We start from the raw sequence: 21102 nt of genomic DNA, 5'->3' as shown, positions 1-21102 counted from the left end.
TGCTGGAGTAGCAGTCGGTGCAGGAGTTACAACAGAACCACCTTGAAGCTTCCAAACGCCCCATTCACCAGTAGTACCAGGCTCTTGACCTTGAGTCCACCAAGCAGCAACGTAAGTATTACCATTATGTGTTACTTCATCACCCGTATTGTAAATGCCTTTAGCATCCCAACCTGAACCAACAACTGGTGTTGGTGTTGCAGTCGGTTCAGGAGAACCTGTTGGAGTAGCAGTTGGAGCAGGTGTTGCAGTAGGAACTGGCGTTGCAGTAGGCTCAACATCACCACATGAAGTTGAAGTCCAGAACCATGTAGCAGCGGCACTTGGCGTTTCCCATGTACCAGGACTGTTTTGAGCTTCATAACACTCACCTTGGTATGAAACAACATCGCCATTAGCAACCTTTGTTTTACCAGGAACAAACTCAGTAGCAGCTAGTGCTGAAGAGCTCGCAAACACACCCGCTGTAAATAAAGCAATTGATACTGCTTTTTTTGTTGGAGTAAATGTAAACATTTATATCTTCCTTGATCAAAATTAAAGAGTACATTCGATCAAGCAAAGGAAGTCAAACAACTTAGATTCATAAAATAGAGAGGGGTAATTTGCTTAAGGTACAACTTAAATAAGTAAATTACGCTATCAATATCTTCCTTGATTCCGATAGTTTATTTGATTGTTAATTAAAAACACTTCCTGTGCTTAATAAAATATGAAATTAACAACTCAACAATACAGTTTCACAGCAGTAATTCAAGTTTGTTTGTCATAATTGAGGAATTAAAGTTATAAAAAAGCGATCTTTGTCTGTTTTTACAGCAGTGAATAAATAAATTTAGCGCACTCTATTTACTGCTAAAGTGACTTACTAAACTGAACTTTAGTAAGGTAACAAAACACATCAAAAAACAATTTACAAATCAGTGATGTAATTTATAACTATTTTGGTATTTGTATGTTTCTTTCACCAGTTAAGGCTGAGATACTTATCACCTAAATAACCTCAATTCTGGTTAATGGAAGCGTTATGGCGTTTAAAATCATGATGTTGCTACTTTTATAATACAGTGCCGTTAGTTTTGCGTAGTTCAAGGCAAATTATCGTCGCAATAACGGGTTATTGGTAGATGATTTAACGCCGAAATTCGCGGAAATACCAGTAACCATAGGAAACAGATGGATAAGCCCTTAGAAAAGCAACTCGCGTTATGGTTAAAGTTGCAAAAAAAACAGTGTGGATTCTACCTTAATTTGACGGTACTGATGGGGTTATTAACGGGTGCCTGCCTTATTTTGCAGGCTTACCTTATCTCCACGATTCTGCACGGAATCATTATTCTTAATTTACCAAAAGCTAACTTTACTGATCAGTTTATTTACCTATTAGCATTGCTTCCTATCAGAGCAATGCTTGCCTATGCACGAGAGCGAAGTAGTTTTGAAGCAGGAAAACAACTGCGCTTACATATTCGCAATGCAGTACTTAATAAGCTCAGCGAGTTAGGTCCCGTTTTTATTAAAGGGAAGCCCGCAGGAAGTTGGGCAACCATTGTGTTAGAGCAGGTAGAAAACCTACATGACTTTTACGCTCGCTATTTACCACAGATGTTATTAGCAGCTTTTATTCCCATCATCATTTTAATGGTGGTATTTCCTTTGAATTGGGCTGCTGGCCTTATCTTATTAGGAACCGCCCCACTCATTCCATTATTTATGATACTCGTTGGCATGGGCGCGGCAGATGCCAATCGCAAAAACTTTTCTGCCTTAACCAAACTCAGCGGTCATTTTATGGATCGCTTAAAAGGGCTAAAAACCATAAAACTCTTTAATCGTGGTAACGCAGAGGGAATCGCAATAGAAAATGCATCGGAATCTTTTCGTTCAAAAACCATGTCCGTATTGCGAATCGCATTTTTAAGCTCCGCGGTATTAGAGTTCTTTGGTGCTATTTCTATCGCGTTACTGGCTATCTATTTCGGTTTTAGTTTTTTAGGCCACCTTAATTTTGGCGACTATGACAACGGTTTTAGCTTATTTGTCGGCATGTTTGTGTTAATGCTTGCCCCTGAATTTTATCAACCATTACGAGATATGGGCACGCATTACCACGCAAAAGCACAGGCAATTGGTGCGGCTGAAGAGCTAATGAAATTGCTCGACTACCAAGTTCCCAATAGCGCCAACTCAAACAACATAAAGGCAGACCTGACTATTGATAGTCAATCTGGTATTCAAATAGTTGCCAAGTCATTCAGTGTGCATAGCCATTCTGGCACTTGTTTAGTTGGACCGATCGACTTTAGCCTTGAAAGTAGTCAACATATTGCTGTTGTCGGCCCAAGTGGCGCAGGAAAAAGTAGTTTACTCAATGGGTTATTAGGTTTTTTGCCCTATCAAGGTTCATTAACCATTAATGGCATGGAGTTAAAATCGCTCTCTTTAGCAAACTGGCGCAAACACCTTGCTTGGCTTGGCCAGGAGCCACAGTTATTCCATGGCACAATACGCGATAATGTCGCCATGGCGGATCCCAATATGGATGATGATCATGTCATGAAATTATTATCACAGGCAAAAATTCTCGACTTTGTGAATCAGCAGTCACTTGGACTTGAGCATCCAATCGGAGAGCAGATGAGTGGCCTCTCTGTCGGGCAAGCACAACGTATCGCTTTAGCACGCGCGCTGGGGCAACAAGCTTCACTTTTTTTACTTGATGAGCCTACCGCTAGTCTCGATAGGCATAGCGAGCAATCGGTATTAACCGCCCTAGACAGCGCAATGGCAAACGCTTCCTGCTTAATAGTAACGCATCGTTTAGATCAGCTTTCAAAAATGGACAACATACTAGTACTCGATAAAGGCACGATTGTTCAACAGGGTAACTTTGATACCTTAAACCAAATAGATGGTCTATTTAAACAGATGCAACGCGATGAACGTGACCCGTCAAGCGAGGTAGCAAAATGAAGTCTTTATTACCTTTTATTAAACTCTTCAAACACCAATGGTTAATGATGTCGATTGGCCTATTGTTAAGCATCGTCACTCTGATGGCTGCAATCGGGTTATTATCACTCTCTGGTTGGTTTATCTCAGCCTCTGCAGTGGCGGGGTTAACGCTAGTAACAGCGCAAGCATTTAACTATTTCACCCCCGGTGGTGGCGTACGCTTCCTATCCATTATGCGCACAGCAAGTCGTTACGGCGAACGATTATCAACGCATGAAGCGACCTTTAAACTGCTGACACAACTACGTGTTTGGGCTTGGCGTAAAGTCTTACCACTCAGTGCAAGCAATATGCAGGGGTTTCGCCAAGGTGAACTGCTTAATCGTCTGGTTGCCGATATCGACACCTTAGATCACCTTTATTTAAGACTGCTTACGCCGATGCTGGCTTCACTTCTTACGCTCGCTGGTTTGTATTTTTTTGTCGCGTGGATAGACAGCCAATTAGCCTTCATTTTGACAGCGAGCTTACTGTTAATTTGGTTAGTCATGCCGTGGTTATTTTATGCCTTGGGGAAAAAACCTGGTATCCAACAACTACAAAGTAAACGTTTATTTCGCGTACAAATACTGGAATATATCCAAGGATTAGCTGAAATCTCATTATTTGCTGCCGAGACGCGCTTTCGTGACCAACTACATCAAACAGAAAAACAGCTTTTAGCTGCTCAGGCACGCATTAACCACGTGGTCGCGCTAAGCCAAGCGATGCTTATTTTCTTACATGGCTTGATTGTATTTTTGATTCTTTACGTGGCAGCCTCTGGCGTAGGAGAGCATCAACCGCCGGGAGCGATGCTAGCCCTAATTGCATTTATGGCGCTTGCTTGCATTGAGATGTTAATGCCAATTGCTGGCGCATTTCAGCATCTATCTGCCTGTGTAAACGCGGCTAATCGCGTCAACCAATTAGTTGAGCAAACACCCGATATCGTATTTAACGACAGTAGCAATAAGCAAATCACAACAGGCGCACTCACCCTTGAAGGGGTTACGTTTTCCTACCAAGATGATAATCAAATGGTGCTTAACGGGGTTAATTTATCGCTTCACGCCGGTGAAAAAGTGGCTTTATTAGGCCAAACAGGCTGTGGTAAATCCAGTTTACTCGCCCTATTGACGCGAGAATGGCAAGCGAATGCAGGGAGCATTAAAATCGACGCGACCGACATCAGCCAATATAGTCAACAAGCGTTAACCGATGGCATCTCTATCGTCAGTCAACGTATCTATCTGTTCACCGATACATTGAGAAATAACTTAATCATTGCACAACCGGAATTACCTAAGTTTAATGATTATGCTGCAAACAAAGCAGCACAAGATAACAACGATAAGCAACTTATTGCTATATTAAATAAGGTTGGGCTAAACACTTTAACCGAGGGCGGTAACCCACTAGATGCTTGGATAGGTGAAGGTGGTCGTCAACTTTCAGGTGGAGAACAACGAAGAATTGGCGTTGCACGTGTATTATTACGCAACGCGCCACTGTTATTGCTTGATGAGCCAACGGAAGGATTAGATAAACGCACAGAGCGAGAAATCTTAGCGCTTTTATTTGAGTTTGCCAAAGATAAAACCCTATTGATGATCAGTCACCGACTTACCGCGATGAGTAAAATGGATAAAATTTACTTAATGGAGGACGGCGTATTACGCGACTCTGGCACACATCAACAGCTATTGTTGAACGATGCTTATTACGCCAGTCTTTATCAGCAACTCAGTTAAACTAAAATAATACATTAAAGCCCATTGCTAACTTCAATGGGCTTAACCATGTTTACTGTAATAAGTTTATCAGCAATTTCTCCCATACTCGTCGCGCAAATATCTGGCTTAGCATAAACCGGGTTATAGCGCATACTAGCGCGATCAATAAATGCCCCCTTTAAACCCGCACTGAGTGCCCCTTGTATATCCCAATCGTGGCAAGCTACTAAGCACGCATCACTTGCACTGACCCTTAGCTGTTTTAACACAAATTGATAGGCATCGGCGGCGGGTTTAAATGTTCCGGAATTTTGTACCGATATCGCGTCATCAAAATAGCTATTGAGTCCTGCGTTATGCAATTGAGAGGTCAGTAATGTGGTTGATGAGTTGGAAAATGCGACCAATTTAAAGCCTGCATTGCGCAGTTTAGTAAGTGAGGGTTTAACATCTTCATGGACCGGTAAACTTGCTAATGTGCTCAGTAAATCTTGGCAATCTTGTTCACTTAATGACAGGTTCAATTTCGCAGCCAAAGAATATAACGCTGTCTCAGCTAAGCTTTTAAAATCAGTATTTACTTGGGTAATAACACACACCGTCGAACAATGTAGCAACATTGAAAACCATGTGTCGACATAGTTTTTATCACCAAAGTAATGTGCAAATTTCGGTTTTAAAGGGGCAAGGTTTAATACTGTTTCATTAATATCAAATACAATCACAGCGTGTCGCATATCGTCCCTTATTGACCGTTAAAAGGATAATGGATAAATATATTCTCGATCATCCTATTTAGCAGGCTTTTATCGTTGTTGATTTTAGCAAAGGTACGTAAACCTGCGATTTGCACTTGTAAATGGTTAGCAAGATCTTCAGCACTATGCTTATTATCCAATTCACCTAATTCTTGTGATTTTTCAATCAAATTAACGAATTCGCTAGCGATTTCTCGTAAATGCCCTCGCGTAATATCAATGAGTTCTTGGTTATCATCAGTTAATTCAGCAATGGTTTTCGATAACATGCAGATACCGTTAGGCGCACTATCTTGCGTATCTATCACCTGCGCTTTAACAAATTCACTAAGTGCTTTAAGAGGCGAGCCATGCATCTGCTGATATTGCTGCAACTGTGCAATGCCCATATCCGTGTAATTTCTTAGTGCTTCTTTAAACAACCCATCTTTATTGCCAAAGGCTGCATAAATACTGCCCGGGCGCATATCTATCTCATCTTGGAGATTACGCATCGAAGTCGCATGGAAACCTTTCTTCCAATAAAGTTGTGTTGCTTTATCAACCACCTCGTTTCGCACAAACTTTGCTGTCTTTGCCATATCACTACCTATTTTCTCTCATCGCCCAAATAATGAACAGTCGTTCAATTATAGTTATTAATTGCATAGCGGTAAAGGTTAATAGCAAATGTAGCTCATTCACTTTCACTTTTCTTAAAAACAACTCACACAGATAAATTTCGAAACAAAGAAATTGAACGATTGTTCAAAATAACACTTGAGCGATCGTTCAATTACTTCTATAGTTGCTCTATCAACAAAGCGTACTGAACAACCGATACATTACTAGGAGTAAATATTATGAGTGAATTTAAACGACATAGCGTAGAAACAGCACCTCAACAAAGTAAAGAAATTTTAGCGGGAGCCGCTAAGCAAATGGGCGCCATTCCAGGCTTGTACTCGGTAATGGCCGAGTCACCTGAAACATTAAAGGCTTATCAGCAACTTCATCAAGCCTTCACTGCGACCTCATTTAATGCCGAAGAGTTAACCGTTGTTTGGCAAACGATTAATGTGGAACATGAGTGCCATTACTGTGTACCTGCGCATACCGCTATCGCGAATTCAATGTCGGTTGATCCGCTGTTAACTGATGCGTTACGCAATCAAACAGCGATGCCAAGTGCAAAACTACAAGCACTGCATGATTTTACCTTAGCGATGGTACGTGAACGCGGTAATGTTTCAGCGGAGCAAATGAAAGTATTCTTTGATGCAGGTTATAAGCAACAACAGGTCTTAGAGATTATTCTTGGGTTATCACAAAAAGTGATCAGCAACTACGTCAATCATGTTGCTGATACCGAGGTTGATCCGATGTTTGCACCGTTTGCATGGACTAAATAGTTCGTACATTTGATAGTGGCTATTAACTTTTAATGTTTAATAGCCACTGTCCATTTCACTTCATTCATCGAAATCGAATAATAGTTGTTTATGTTATTAATTATCGCTCAAATAACAAACGCATCGCTGCGCTTTGCTTATCAATGATCGTTTCCTTGTCATACACCAAATGTCCGTTTACCCAAGTATTTTTTATTTGAGCCGAAAAGGGATGCCCAGAAAATGGGGACCAAGCGCAATGATAAAGGCTGTTTTCATCGCTTACTAGCGTTTGCTTTTTACTGTCCACTAACACCAAGTCCGCGTAATAACCTTCACGGATAAAGCCTCTGTCTTTAATGGCATAACGAATCGCTGGGTTATGAGCTGTTTTTTCAGCAATTTGAGCGACAGTCATGCTCCCTTGTTTAACATGATCAAATAAACTTAATAACGCATGTTGCACCAAAGGTAACCCTGCAGGTGCTTGCTCATAAGGTACTTGTTTTTCTGCTAAAGTATGCGGTGCATGATCCGTTGCAATAATATCAATTTTCCCACTGTTTAATGCGCTGAGTAACGCTGCGCGATCATCAGGATATTTAATAGAGGGGTTACATTTAATTTTATTCCCAAGGGTGGCATAGTCTTGATTCGTAAACCAAAGATGATGCACACAGGCCTCTGCGGTGATGTGCTTATGTTGAATAGGCCCTGCTTCAAATAAAGCCAGCTCTTTCGCTGTTGTTATATGCAATACATGCAATTGGCTATTATGTTTTTTTGCAAGTGCCACTGCATAGGAAGAGGATGCAAAACAAGCTTCATCGTCACGTAACACGGGATGATCTTCAATAGTGAAAGGTATTGTTTTTTGTCGCATTCTCTCTGTATTTCTTGCGATGACAGGCCCGCTTTCACAATGCGTTGCAATTAAGACAGGAGAATCACGAAAAATAGCATCTAGTGCTTGTGGATCTTCAACCAGTAAATCCCCCGTCGACGCCCCCATAAACACCTTAACGCCACAGTGTTTATGGGCATCAAGCAATTTGATTTGATCAAGATTATCCGCGGTTGCACCAAGATAAAATGAGTAGTTCGCTAATGAACTCTGTTTAGCGATAGAAAACTTACGCTCTAATGCTTCAATTGTTGTTGTGGCTGGATTTACATTTGGCATTTCCATATAACTGGTGATGCCACCCGCAACAGCAGCTCGAGACTCTGTCGCAATAGAGCCTTTATGGGTTAAACCAGGCTCACGAAAATGAACCTGATCATCAATCATTCCAGGCAGTAAGTAAGCCCCTTGAGCATCTACAATATGATCAGTTGGCTTGATAACTATCTCTGGTGCGATAGTCTCAATTCTTTGCTTAACAATGCGGAGGTCAGCATCAATGATACTGCCTTGGTTAACAATACGGGCATTTTTAATAACAGTGTCGGACATAATATTTCAGCGTATCCTTTGGTGTAAATGAATAACCTCAACTCGACGTCAGGCCAATAAAAAAGTTAGCAGATGATGACAATAGGCACCGTAATTAAGTGCTTCTCGGTGATTACACAATATCGAGTGTCAGTAATAATCGTCGTTCATTAACGAGCGCAGGAGAACGATGTACTAAGCCCGATTTTTCATTGCCTTCCCACCCAGTCCCTTTGAGCAGCGCCACATCGCCGGGCTGCATTTGTTGTATTGCGGCCCCTTCATTAGAGAAACTTACGCAAGGCCCTGAGACTTTCAAACTGGTCGTATCTTGTTCGACACGCTCTATATCATCTTTATCTAACCACTGTGTAGAAGCACCAACATAAGTTGAAACAAGGCGACACGGAACATGATCAACATGAAAGTTGGGACACATTGCTTTGTCTAGAGCCGTTAGTCGTAAACCAACCTGTTGCAAATCAAACAAGCAACAAAACATCTCTACGATTAAGGCAATATCTTCGCTTAATGCATCTGCACAGGCATGCCCAGAAAGTTTATATTGGATCCAATCTGCAACATCATCTGGTGTGACAACCTTGACTATCGCTATTGAGCTATCTTGCACTAACATCTGCTCGATATTGTCAGTTAATGAAGTGGGTAGCGTGCGCTCCCAAATCGAAATATTGTTTTGCGGCTGATAAATATCAGTCAATATTGTTGGCATGATAGCGTTCACTGGCGCCTCAATCGTTTCATCAGCCCTGCTCATCAAATCCAAACTCATTGTGCTTTACTCCCTGTATTTTTAAATACTGTGTCGCTATCTTTATTATTCTAGCCATCTGCTTCTCCTTTTATTGACGCCAATTCATAACTTTCCATACGATACTTGATGTGATAAATAAGCCGGCAGCGATGCACACCATGGTTGGGCCTGTCGGCGTATCCATCACATAGGAGGTACGTAAACCAATCAAGCTGGAACTACTGCCTATCAAAGCGGCAAGTATCACCATCATCTCAGGAGTACGGCTAAAAGGCCGAGCTGTGGCAGCTGGAATAATAAGCATTGCCACAATCAACAAAACACCGACCACTTTGATGGCCACAGCAACAACAATTGCGAGTGCAATGGTTAAAATTAACTGTTCACGTTTAGGAGAGAAGCCACTTGCCAAGGCTAAATCTTTATTCAGTGTTGAAAGCAATAAGCCAGACCAGCGAAGAGTAACCAAGGCAATGACCAGCGCCGTGCCTCCCCAAATAATCAACAAATCATTTTTGCTCACCGCTAAAATATCGCCAAACAGATAGGCCATTAGATCCAAACGAATACCAGACAAAAACGAGACGGCCACCAGCCCTATCGCTAAGGCGGAGTGTGCCATCACACCCAGTAATGTATCCATTGCGTAACCTCGCCCACTGAACGTTGAAACGGTAATAGCCATCATAAGCGTAATAAACAACACACCAGGAAAAATAGGCAGAGAAAGCGCAAGAGATAACGCAACACCTAACATCGAGGCATGCGCAGTTGCATCACCAAAGTAGGCCATACGTCGCCAAACAATAAAACAGCCTAAAGGAGCAGCTGCTAATGTTACCCCGACTCCAGCTAGCGCTGCGCGCCATATAAAATCATCCAGCATTTAATGCCTCCCTTAAAAAGCCATTTTCTGGAACCGAATGTCGGTATACACCGAGTACCTGTTCATCATCCAAACCAAACAGTGCTTTGTATTCTGCCGAGGCACTGACCTTTTCAGGCACACCCTGACAACAAATTTTACCATTAAGGCAAATAACGCGATCAGCACGGCGCATCACGACATGCAAATCGTGACTGACCATAATGACTGCGCAGCCAGTTTCTTTTCTAATCGCATCAATCTGTTGATAAAAATCAATCATGCCACGCTGATCCAGCCCTTGAGTCGCTTCATCTAATAACAGTAGTGTTGGTTCCTCTAGTAGTGCTCGCGCTAAAAGGACACGCTGAAGTTGACCACCAGACAATGATATTAACTGTTGTTTTTCAACCCCCGCCACCCCCGCTTTTTGTAGTGCATCGTTGATTGCCTTCTTCGAACGTCGTAGCGGCAGAGTTAAAAAACGAAATACCGTCATCGGTAAGGTTTCATCAATATGTAACCGTTGTGGGACATAGCCAATTTTTAAATCTTTAGCGCGTGAAAGAGAGCCACTAGAAGGTGATACAGCGCCAATTAAGGTTTTTAATAACGTAGATTTACCGGAGCCATTCGGACCAACAATAGTCACTATTTCACCGTGGCTGACCGAGAGATTGATCTGGTCCAAAATAAGATGATTGCCAAACTGCACTGACAATGCATGTGATGAAATTAACATTTATCCTCTCTACGTAAGTGGTGATGCAGGCAAGGTACGAGATAAAAGTAAATTGCGAATCATCTATATATTGTAATGTTATAACATAACAATATATACTTTCCAATTTTTTATATCTTGTTGTTAACGGAGAAACACATGTTCAGAAAAACCATCTCGGTCATTATTATTGGCTTAGCTATGACCGTACAAGTCCACGCTCAAGTTCCCAAAGTCGTCGTAGACATTGCGCCACTCCATTCACTGGTGACTCAAGTCATGGACGGAGTTGGAGAGCCTGCACTCTTAATTCGACCTGAAGACTCTCCTCACGAATATCATTTACGTCCTTCGGGCGCAAAAGTACTTTCACAGGCAAATATCGTATTTTGGATTGGCGAAGGCTTAACACCTTGGCTTGAAAAATCGCTATCTAGCTTGGCAAACGACGCGACTAAAATTGAAATGATGACGGTTGCAGGAACAACACTGCATAACTTCCGCGAAGGGGCGACATTTGAAGCACACCCACATCACGATGAAGAAATACATGAGCACCAAGAAGCAGATCATCACTCTTATGATGAGAAGCACGATAAACATCATGGTGATAAACACGAAATAAATGATGAAGCACATGCGCATCATCACGAAGGCTTTGATCCGCATGTGTGGTTAGATCCTAAAAATGCTGAAGTTTGGCTAAAAATGATAGCCAAAACGCTATCACATGCGGATAGCAAAAATGCACCTATTTATGAAAAAAATGCAACAGAAGCAATTAACCGTTTGCATGCGTTAACCGATGAGATAGAGCAAAAAGCACAATCATTAAAAGGGATTAAATTCATCGTATTCCACGATGCGTATCAATATTTTGAGCAACGCTTTCAACTGCTAACAACTGGTGCTATTTCGGTTTCTGACGCAGCTAAACCTAGTCCATCTCGCGTATCTGAAATTCGTCAGACAGTAAAAGAGTTAGGCGTGACCTGCGTATTTACTGAGCCTCAATACAATCCAGAATTAGTGAACAGTGTGTTTGAAAACACAACCGTTGCAACCATCGGCACAATGGATCCCCTAGGCGCTGATATTACGGTAGGTAAAGATCAATATAGTTTACTGTTACAGGCGATGATTAATAGCCTTCAACAGTGCCAAAGCTAAGCACTTTTAATGCCTATGTAGCTGATAAGAAAAACTGATAACAGTGGAATTTAAAAAGTGATCTTGTATTGCACAGGAAATTTTAAACGACCAAGCCGTGAGATGCCACAGTGAGTTGTTCTTCGCTCAACACTCACAGTAAAAGTAGCGTAAACTTTAGCAAGCAAAACTGATCACCTTTTTAATTCTTTTGCTATGAATGAAGCATATATTAATCAAAATGAAATTATCGCTTCCAGAGCCTCCGCATGCAGATATTAATGACATTATTAAGCCGAGAGAGATATTGACGTATAAAGCGTCTTGTTAAGCGTTTCTCATTAAAGTTTTGGTTTATATAAGTTGGAAATAATATTTATTTGGTAGTGGTTTATTACTGAAGGTTACTTATTATTCGCGAAAACCATGGAACTGTTAAGTCCCATGGTTATTAAAATTAATAGTGACCGCTGCCATCGTTCCAGATTATTAAGCTAGCAGCATCTGCCCCCATTCCACCTAATACAATTTCAGGGTAACCATCTTTATTTAAATCAACCAGTAAAGTCGCAGTTGAGCCCCAAGAGCCATCTGTTGTATATTGAGTCGGTAAAGTGAAATTTTGATTTGTAAAATTACCTGCTCCATCATTTTTTAAGATACGAATTTTAGTTTCATTAGTAGTATCTAACCCTAAAATGTCATTATAAATAATATCGATATCTCCATCAGCGTCGATATCTGCGACATCACCCGAGTGAGTCATACCACGATAGTCATGAGTTTCGATAGAACCACGTTGCTCTTTTAGCTCACCGGCACCATTATTGAATAAAATACCATTGTTTTCTCCATTCCACGGTTCGACATCATAACCTGTATTGGCGACTAAAATATCTTCCTCTCCATTGCTATCAAAATCAGCTTTAACTAATTCACGGGATAGAGTGTAACTAGGAATGGGATCAGAGAAAACGGTGTTAGTACTTTCATAATAGGTATTATCTTGATTATTAAGGAAAACGGTCATAGAGGTTCGTTTATCCACCCAATTAGCCCCCTCCCACCTTGCACCACCATAAATAATGTCAGGATAACTATCTTTGTTGATATCTAAAATAACTGGTGAATATACAAAAGCGGCATTATTCCACCCCATACGTGTATCTGTAGAAACAATGCCTGCATCACTAAAGTTGGTATTGTTATTGTTGAGCAGTAGCTGTAATTGATGCTGTTGTAAAGTTTCATCTCCCCAGTTAGCCACTTTGCGAACGATAATATCGATATCACCATCTTTATCAACATCAAGGGGAAGCATAGCTCCCGCATTATCAATTAAGACCTGATCATTAGCCATTGAAAACACACCATCATCGGCTTGAATAAGTGGTGGCATTGGACTCTCAAAGTCCATATCAAGATGTGGGATGATGTCTTTATGACCATCGCCATTAATATCTACAAGATAAACTTTTTCAATCCATCTCCAATTAGTTGTTAAATTAGGGAAATAGGTTGTACTTTGATCAGTGAATGTCCTATCACCATTATTAATTAAAGCTTGAAAGTAAGCACCTTGATAATATGGCTCTTCTGGAGTCCTCACATAAACTAAATCTTCTAGTCCATCGCGATTTAAATCTAAGTTAATAATGTCACTGACAATATCAAAACCTGTAACATTTGGCAGAGTAGATATCTCAACTTCTGGCGTTGGAGCCGGCTCTGGAGTTGGCGTTAGTGCGCTATCACTACTTCCGCCGCTTCCGCCACATGCAGCGATTGATAATGTTGTTATTAGACAAACCAATGTAAGTTTATTCATCCTTGATCCTTAATATAACATTTTTTTAACATATTGAGTTTAACAAATAGGTGCATTTTGTGCTAGTCAGTGATAAGCAACTTGACGCTAAAGTGGAGAGCTATCAATTAGCTCTGGTCCGCTTTTTAAGCTTGAATTTGCTAGTATTCCTTAGCCACAACATGAGTCATGATTTTCAAGGTAGTAACTATCAAGCTCACTCAAAATTTTTCGCGAATCAAGTGACGTTTTATTAGCCATGATGACTGATGCTATCCCATTACTAGGGTAAATACGCATTTCAGAACGAAAACCAGCGCCACCACCTTCTTTAAAATAATATCTGACACCATTCAAATTGCCGATGTGCCAGCCAAGTGTCATCTCGATATTTTTCCCAGCATCGGTTTGCTGCTGTGAGTAGAGTAATTGTTTCGATTGTTTATTAAGTAGCTTGGATTGTTCGGACAATAAGTCCTGTAGGATTTTAGAAAATGCAGTTGCAGAGCCTATTGCACCTCCAAATGATGGACCATTTAAATATACGTTTTCAATATGTAACCAACTGCCCTCATACTCACCTAATAGCTTCCCATCGATAAAGAATCGTCCAAATAGGTTCATCAACGACCATCTCTTTAAATAACCCTTGGCCTGATTATTTTCATCTACCACCAAGAAACCAATTTCACTGGAAGCAAGCCCTAAAACATCGAAAATATGCTCATTAACATAATCAGAATATAACTGACCGCTAACCTGCTCGATAACCTTTCCAAGCAACCAATACCCAATATTAGAATAACGGTACTCAGTGCCTAGTTGGCTTTCTAAGTCAGGATTGTCGCTGAGTACTTTATTCAGTGCAGAGGCTTCATCAAAGCTGGTATGTTCAGTGCTAAGGTGAACCCATTTAAGGGGAATGGGGTTACCAATACCTGCGGTATGACTCAATAATTGGCGTATTGAAATATGCTCGCTGTATGGGTGTTCAATATAATCAGCCACAGGATCGTCGAGTTTGATTTTGTGAGACTCGACCAATTGCAATACAGCAATAGCGGTCAATGTTTTGGTCATCGAGAAAGCTGACATTGTATGCGTAGCATTAAGGGGTGTTGCCTGTTTAATATTAGACAAGCCAACAGTATGCTCAAAAATAGTCGCGTTTTTATTAACCACGATATATTGAATCCCTGGGCTCTTTTCATCCACAAGGTTATTGAGAATCCCCTTCGCTTTATCGTCCATCTCTATTACCTCTTTGTCTGTTTGTAGCAAAGTGCAACTAATAAGAGCCAATAGCATGAATGATATAAAAGGCCACTTTATACTTGCTACCAAGGTTTGACTGTTCACATTACAACTCCCATTTCCCACTCATTGATGATATGAAGCAGAGTCCAGTTAGCTATTATTTAGCCAAAAAAGGGTTAATCTTCACTAAGCTCCATTGCGGATTGAGCGTCAGCATGTAATGGCCCATTTTTTTTGCTTTGATGTGAATCGTCTGCTTAGGCATTTGGGGTTGATGAAATTGTTCCTGAAACGCGTAACCAAACTCACTGCATTCACTACTGATCATCATTAAATGACCTGTATAGTTTTTTATACCATCGGTAAGGTCATCGCTAAATAATGCAGGATTTTCCATGACCGGTTTTAACATACTGTTAAAGGCATCATAGCCTCCACGGACAAAAGCGTTTGCAGGTAGAGACTCGGTTTCACACTGATAAGGTGCACCGCTAGTATTTTGATTTAATAACTTAGTCATGACGTAATCAAAACCCTCTTTGCCATCGTTTTTCTTCACTAAGGGGTAAACAGACATATATTTAGCAACTGAAAAAAACGTTGAGAGAGACTGAAATTCGTTCATCTTATTAATAAATGCTTTAGCAGACTCCGGCGTAAGCATGCCGGGTTCAACTAGGACTGCGTGTGAAACCTTTTCTGGGTAAGTCGACATATACCCCGAGACCAACATCGCGCCCCATGAATGACCAATCAATTTCACTTTATTTGTGGCTGAGAAATGCTCAACCAACAGGTTAAGATCAGCTATATTTTGCGCGATAGTTAACTGCGAACTATCAACCCTAGGCGATAATCCACTGCCACGTTGATCATAAAAAATAACCCGATGGGTTTTAGAAAGTGGGCTTAGCGAGGTGAGGTATTGATGATCTGCACCGGGACCGCCGTGTACAATGATGACCACGGGTGAGTGAGATTGCCCTTTAATAACCGTATGAAATCGATAGCCGTCTAACTGCGTAAAGGTTAGGTTACTATCGTGCTCAACTGTTTTTGGCATTTCAATACAGCCAGCAAGACTCATGCTAGTGAGTAGCGTAGTAATTATTTTTCTCATCGACTTCATCCTTATGCCCTGATATATGGTGTCTATTAGCTAAATTTACTGTTCGCGCCATGTCGAAATAGGCTCAACTGTTGCTGATAAGCCTCTTCTATTTCAATAAGCGGACGTTGATTAAACATAATGGGGACAGTAAAAAAGATGGCGCACAAAGAGACAATTAAACTGTTTGTATCACTCGATGGGGGAAGCTCATTACTGCGCACGGCTTGCTCAATATTCACAGACAATAGTGCACTTAAATTTTCGATATTAACCGTTTCTACGGCTTTATAATCTGGATAAGCAACCAGTTTATCGGCATCAGTTAGCGGGCGCATTTGAATGTTTCTGCCCGCTTTGGCTTGGTATGAGATTATCTCTGCCATTAACTGTGGCTGAGTGGCACAAATTTTTGCTGTGCTATTGAATAGCGCTTCGATTGCACTTAGCCCGGTTAACTGACGATGCAAGGTGATCTGCCAATGCATCTTTACAGCCCACAGCTGAATATAATAGATAAGTATGTCTGTTTTCTGCGGAAAATAGTTATAGAAACTTGCCTGAGAAAGCTTAGCATCGGCGCATAGCGCACTTATTTTGATTGCATCAAACGCCTCTGAATCCATTCTGATTAACAGGCTGTTGAGAATTGCCTGTTTATTTTGTGCGGTTTTAATTTCACGCTTATTAACTGCCATACATCTTCCAAACTTATAGTCAACTATAAGTTAAAGATTAGAGTAGTAAAAAGTTAAAGTCAACTATAAGTTTAAAGGTTAATATTAGGGATAGACTTTTGCGACCAATCGAATTAAATACATGACCAAATTTTTCGCAGGAAAGTGAATTAACTCAAAGCGAAATTTTACGTAAACGGCTGTTTCCTTTGCTAAAATTTCAACGAAGAAGTAAGTTTCTTTAACCAGTAAAATAGATCAGCTATTTATTTCGTTTGGTATTAGGTATAAAAGGACAAAGACATATGCGCCAATAAAGTGCTCTCTGTAGTTGAAGATCATTGCAGTGGCATAACAAACTAAGGCACGAATTTAAAGTGAAATAGTCTAGCTCTTTTAGGGCATTTTGTTTCCCAAATCGAGCTAGGGATCTCAGTTGCTAACAGCCCAAACGCCTCAGAAACCTATAAATATGCGCTTATGCTTGTTTTGAAAAAGGCGCGTATTAAATTTTTTGTTTGATTTAATCGCAAAACAAAAAGCTTGAGCATGGTTAAAAATAGCCCCTGAACTGAACATGCAACATAAAGCCATTCACTCACTATTACCCGTTAGCTAATTGTTATTATTAAAATACTTTCAGAACAATTTTTCCTACGTGTTCCTTTTTCAAAAAAATGTCTTGAGCCGTATTTATCTCTTCCAGTGGAAAAGTTTGCGCCACGATGGGGTTAATTTTACTTTGCTCGATGTAATTAACTAGGTTTTGGAACACTTCAGGCCCAAGCACTGTACAACCGAAAAAGCTTAAATCTTTTAGATAAAGCGTTCTAACATCCAACTCAACCAAGGCCCCACCAATAGCACCAGAGACGGCGTATCGACCACCTGGTTTTAATAATCGTAAAAAATCAGGCCACTGCTTTCCTGCGACTAGATCGATAACTACATCAATACTATTTTCACCTAAAGTTTCGATTAAGTCAGCATCTCGCGATATGACTTGGTCTGCTCCCAGATCTAGCAGTTGTTGATTTTTGCTTGGGCTAGTAATGGCAAGGACATACGCACCACGAGCCTTGGCAAGCTGAATCGCAGCCGAGCCAACACCACCAGAGGCACCAGATATTAACACTCTGTCCACTGACGTAACGCCCGCCCGTGAAAGCATATTCTCTGCTGTTGAATAAGAGCAAGGAAACGAAGCTAGCTCGACGTCAGAAAGAGAGCTACTTACAGCATAGGCATGTTTGGTAGCAACCACAGTGTACTCTGCAAATCCTCCATCACATTCAGAGCCATAGTACCAAGGTGAGCTAAGTGTTTGGCCATTGGCTTCGCTAAGACAAGGTTCAATTAAAACTCGTTCCCCGATACGCTCTGTAGCAACGTTCTCACCCACTGCAACTATAGTGCCACAAACGTCCGCACCTTGAATACGAGGAAAAACTAAGGGATTACCAGACCAAGTTGCATCAGAGCTACCGCCTTCATTTTTCGAGTACCACGCCGTCCTTGTATTGATATCGGTATTGTTGACGCCAGCGGCAGATACGCGGATTAGCACTTCATTTGAAGCTGGTGTTGGGACAGGAATATCATCTCTGTGTTGAAGAACTTCAGGGCCACCGTGAGCGACAAGTTGTACACCTTTCATCGTCTTTGGAATAGTCATCATCATTAATTTTCCTTTAAAAGTTGTAATAGCGCTTTTTGCGCTGAAGTTACCGCATCTCGCCCCAGTATCGGCCATGCACTTGATACGCCTTCATGCAGTACAAAAAGAGCCGTAGAAAGATCTTCCCTCTGGCTTTGCACACCTAAGAACTGGCGAACTGCTTCTTTGTGTTCTTTAACGGCCTTGCTAATCACCAGATTATCGGGAAATGCCGCAATAGCGTTCATCGAAAGGCAGCCGTGTGGTGCAAATTCCTTCATCCATTGCTCCAGTTTATTAAAAATATGTAAAACAGACTCCACGCCAAGAGAAGGTGACTCGTTAAGTAGAAAAGCGAGATATCTTTGATGACGGTACTCCAGCGCACCGACTATCATCACTTCTTTGGATGGGTAGTGTTTATAGAGCGTTCGCAGGCTAACATTACACGCGGTCTTTAGCTGAGCAACGCTCGGCTCAGCGAAACCATATTTACTAAACACCTCTTCAAGACTGGCGGCAATTTGTTCTTTAAGCATAACCCCTCCACAGGTAGAATACTTGCTCTACCAAAGGGTAGAATGTTTACTCTACTCTTGTCAATATATTCTGTTAGGTAATAGGGATGTACCATTAAATCTCGCTTGCTTTGGGGAGAAACTGAGCTAAGTGGTATTACTCTAATAGATAAATATCACTAAATAGCTGAGGGATTCTGTGCTCTTTCCACCTTAGAAAGTAAACTCGCTCACGCCCCCAACGAATCAGAACGCCACAACAATGCCTTTTACTCAAAAGTGTGAAACAAAGGTAGTTATAGCTTTAAACACCTGTATATAGGCAAATATTATTGAATATTAGCTACAATTATCAGATATCAATATTAAGGTGCCAAGCTACTAGTAGGATCGTATTTTAGGAGTCTGTAAATTGAAAACACAACTGTTTCAAAAGCTAAGTTTACTAGTATTTATCACATTCGTGGTGCTGACAATTTTTTATGCATGGCAAGACAATCGCAGGATTAAGCACTTTATACAGACACATGAACTGCCCTCTATTGGTATGGCTTTATCAGCAAGCCTCGATCTAACTGCAGGAGAATATTATCGTATCAGCAACGAAATGCAGCGCGATGATTTCTTAAGAAATTGGATTGTAGCTGGCGAAAAAGACATAGATGCCCTTCGTCAGTTCTTAAAGAATGTGGACAGTCGCTTTGATTTAGCAGATGTAAGTGTGGTCAGTGATCGCTCTGAAACCTACTATTCGAGTGACTCTCGTGTTGTAAAACTTGATCCAAAAAATGTACAGCGAGATGGTTGGTATTATCTTTATCGCGACACTCTAAAATCTACAAATATAGATACATGGTATTACACAGAAAAAGATGAATTGCATATATGGGTTAATACTCCTCTTTTTGATAAAAAAGGTGATTTTTTAGGGCTAACAGGTGTTGGAGTTAATGGTGAAGACTTCAGTAATATGCTTATGGCTTATGGTCGTCTAGATGGATTAAATGTTTACTTGTCGCGCTCAGATGGACAATTAGTCTATGCAAATAATCGGCAGTTATTGGCAGAGCAACGAAATTTAAACGAACTCTGGCAAACCGATTTGACCGCAGTATTAAACAATACAGATAACTCTGGTTTAGTTCTTGTGAATGAACTTGATACTGATGAGGCAATGTTGTGGATGCGCTATATGGAACCTTGGAATACTTGGTTAGTAGTAGAAAAAACAGCTCAAAGTATTCAGTCCCGTATTAATCAAAGCTGGAAAACCAGTGCTTTATTAGGCAGTGCTCTCGGAATTGTATTATTTTTAGTTATTTTTATCGCACTTACTTATATTCGACGTCAGGTAGATGAAAAAACACACATACTAGAGTATCAAGCGGGCACAGACCCTCTCACTGGTTTACACAATCGTTCATCCCTATCAAAGTTTATAGAACATGAAGTTATTAAATTACATGAAAAACAAGATGTATCTGCTATCTTGATCATGGACATCGATGAATTTAAGAAGATTAATGATAATTACGGACACCCTATCGGTGATAAGGTTCTACAAACTATTGCCCGGACTATTCAAGATAACACCCGTCAAGGAGACATAGCTTCACGTTTTGGCGGAGAAGAATTTATGGTGCTGTTATCGGGTGCTTCTTTAAAAACTGCGACACAACGTGCAGAACAACTTCGTATTGCGGTGAGTAAACTGCCTTTTGAATTCCTTCCCAAAGGGAACAATGTAACGATAAGTATAGGTATTTCACTATTAGATATAGCTAATGAAAATCCAATCGATAAAGCTTATGTTGATGCGGATAAAGCATTGTATTCGGCCAAATCTGCCGGACGTAATAGAGTGGTATCTTTTGAATACAGTGCCTAAACTAGTGCATATTTAATATCTTATAGATAGATTCGCATTCAACCTAACCTTATAAAATAAGTGATTAATTAAACTGTGAGCAGTCACCTTACAAATAATCCCCTTAACACGTGCAATGGGACTGTTATCAAAACAGGTAAATACAGCAGTATATGATGATGATTATTGGGAAATATTTCAAAGAAGATCCATGAAAAAACTAGATAAGATAGCTATTTACATTTCACTATTATTACCAAGCAGTGCACTGTTTGCAACAAGCATGATTACTGAGTCGCCACTTCAAAATACTCAACTATGAGCGTCGTCAAAGCAAATAATACTTGCGCCCGCTTGGGGTGAACAAGCGGTCTATTTAAAAGATGGCAAAATCAGCTATCAACAGAA

At 40.7% G+C, this 21102-nt stretch carries 18 protein-coding genes; 5 read left to right on the top strand and 13 right to left on the bottom strand.

Annotated features, from left to right (window positions below; all coding sequences use genetic code 11):
- Nucleotides 1-516 (bottom strand): carbohydrate-binding protein (locus CW745_RS17000; RefSeq protein WP_274521239.1); only part of this gene is annotated, 516 nt, incomplete at its 3' end.
- A 660-nt stretch (nt 517-1176) separates the two neighbouring features.
- On the opposite strand from CW745_RS17000, the gene cydD reads away from it, so the two are divergent.
- Both cydD and cydC read left to right on the top strand, forming a co-directional pair.
- Nucleotides 1177-2973 (top strand): cysteine/glutathione ABC transporter permease/ATP-binding protein CydD, encoded by a 1797-nt coding sequence (gene cydD / locus CW745_RS08585; RefSeq protein WP_101108237.1) that lies wholly within the window; start codon nt 1177-1179, stop codon nt 2971-2973.
- Nucleotides 2970-4748: a cysteine/glutathione ABC transporter ATP-binding protein/permease CydC gene (gene cydC / locus CW745_RS08580; RefSeq protein WP_101108236.1), complete on the top strand. Its 1779-nt coding sequence runs from the start codon at nt 2970-2972 to the stop codon at nt 4746-4748. Before cydD ends, cydC begins: the two co-directional genes overlap by 4 nt.
- Nucleotides 4749-4762: 14 nt before the next feature.
- Here cydC and CW745_RS08575 read toward each other — a convergent pair whose 3' ends face one another.
- A complete protein-coding gene (locus CW745_RS08575) occupies nt 4763-5467 on the bottom strand; it encodes a haloacid dehalogenase type II (protein ID WP_101108235.1) in 705 nt (234 codons plus the stop codon).
- A gap of 8 nt (nt 5468-5475) precedes the next feature.
- Nucleotides 5476-6069 (bottom strand): TetR/AcrR family transcriptional regulator, encoded by a 594-nt coding sequence (locus CW745_RS08570; RefSeq protein WP_101108234.1) that lies wholly within the window; start codon nt 6067-6069, stop codon nt 5476-5478.
- A gap of 261 nt (nt 6070-6330) precedes the next feature.
- On the opposite strand from CW745_RS08570, the gene CW745_RS08565 reads away from it, so the two are divergent.
- Entirely contained in the window at nt 6331-6879 is a 549-nt protein-coding gene (locus CW745_RS08565) for a carboxymuconolactone decarboxylase family protein (protein WP_101108233.1), read from the top strand.
- A gap of 100 nt (nt 6880-6979) precedes the next feature.
- Here the strand turns inward: CW745_RS08565 and CW745_RS08560 are convergent, their stop codons facing one another.
- The 4 genes from CW745_RS08560 to CW745_RS08545 form a co-directional block, all read right to left on the bottom strand.
- On the bottom strand, nt 6980-8314 hold the full coding sequence (locus CW745_RS08560) for a dihydroorotase (protein ID WP_101108232.1): 1335 nt from the start codon (nt 8312-8314) through the stop codon (nt 6980-6982).
- A 112-nt stretch (nt 8315-8426) separates the two neighbouring features.
- Nucleotides 8427-9086 carry a DUF1826 domain-containing protein gene (locus CW745_RS08555; protein ID WP_101108231.1) on the bottom strand — a complete coding sequence of 220 codons (660 nt, stop codon included), beginning with the start codon at nt 9084-9086 and terminating at the stop codon, nt 8427-8429.
- Nucleotides 9087-9156: 70 nt separating this feature from the next.
- Nucleotides 9157-9954: a metal ABC transporter permease gene (locus CW745_RS08550; protein ID WP_101108230.1), complete on the bottom strand. Its 798-nt coding sequence runs from the start codon at nt 9952-9954 to the stop codon at nt 9157-9159.
- On the bottom strand, nt 9944-10675 hold the full coding sequence (locus CW745_RS08545) for a metal ABC transporter ATP-binding protein (RefSeq protein ID WP_101108229.1): 732 nt from the start codon (nt 10673-10675) through the stop codon (nt 9944-9946). Before CW745_RS08545 ends, CW745_RS08550 begins: the two co-directional genes overlap by 11 nt.
- Nucleotides 10676-10813: 138 nt before the next feature.
- On the opposite strand from CW745_RS08545, the gene CW745_RS08540 reads away from it, so the two are divergent.
- Nucleotides 10814-11824: a zinc ABC transporter substrate-binding protein gene (locus CW745_RS08540; protein WP_101108228.1), complete on the top strand. Its 1011-nt coding sequence runs from the start codon at nt 10814-10816 to the stop codon at nt 11822-11824.
- Between the two features lie 436 nt (nt 11825-12260).
- Here CW745_RS08540 and CW745_RS08535 read toward each other — a convergent pair whose 3' ends face one another.
- From CW745_RS08535 to CW745_RS08510, 6 genes are all read right to left on the bottom strand, one after another.
- Nucleotides 12261-13631: a VCBS repeat-containing protein gene (locus tag CW745_RS08535; RefSeq protein WP_101108227.1), complete on the bottom strand. Its 1371-nt coding sequence runs from the start codon at nt 13629-13631 to the stop codon at nt 12261-12263.
- Between the two features lie 150 nt (nt 13632-13781).
- Nucleotides 13782-14969, bottom strand: a complete 1188-nt coding sequence (locus tag CW745_RS08530; RefSeq protein ID WP_101108226.1) for a serine hydrolase domain-containing protein — start codon at nt 14967-14969, stop codon at nt 13782-13784.
- A gap of 55 nt (nt 14970-15024) precedes the next feature.
- The gene (locus tag CW745_RS08525; RefSeq protein ID WP_193755567.1) at nt 15025-15987 is read right to left on the bottom strand and encodes an alpha/beta hydrolase; all 963 of its coding nucleotides are present in this window, start codon (nt 15985-15987) and stop codon (nt 15025-15027) included.
- Between the two features lie 35 nt (nt 15988-16022).
- Nucleotides 16023-16673 carry a TetR/AcrR family transcriptional regulator gene (locus CW745_RS08520; RefSeq protein WP_101108224.1) on the bottom strand — a complete coding sequence of 217 codons (651 nt, stop codon included), beginning with the start codon at nt 16671-16673 and terminating at the stop codon, nt 16023-16025.
- Nucleotides 16674-17280: 607 nt separating this feature from the next.
- Nucleotides 17281-18330 (bottom strand): alcohol dehydrogenase family protein, encoded by a 1050-nt coding sequence (locus CW745_RS08515; protein WP_193755568.1) that lies wholly within the window; start codon nt 18328-18330, stop codon nt 17281-17283.
- Nucleotides 18331-18332: 2 nt separating this feature from the next.
- Nucleotides 18333-18848 (bottom strand): TetR/AcrR family transcriptional regulator, encoded by a 516-nt coding sequence (locus CW745_RS08510; protein ID WP_101108222.1) that lies wholly within the window; start codon nt 18846-18848, stop codon nt 18333-18335.
- 391 nt (nt 18849-19239) lie between these two features.
- Here CW745_RS08510 and CW745_RS08505 point away from each other — a divergent pair, with 391 nt between their 5' ends.
- On the top strand, nt 19240-20715 hold the full coding sequence (locus CW745_RS08505) for a sensor domain-containing diguanylate cyclase (RefSeq protein ID WP_101108221.1): 1476 nt from the start codon (nt 19240-19242) through the stop codon (nt 20713-20715).
- Nucleotides 20716-21102: the final 387 nt, after the last annotated feature.

The sequence above is a fragment of the Psychromonas sp. psych-6C06 genome (assembly GCF_002835465.1).
Lineage (GTDB): Bacteria > Pseudomonadota > Gammaproteobacteria > Enterobacterales > Psychromonadaceae > Psychromonas.
This window is presented reverse-complemented; position numbering and strand designations above follow the sequence as displayed.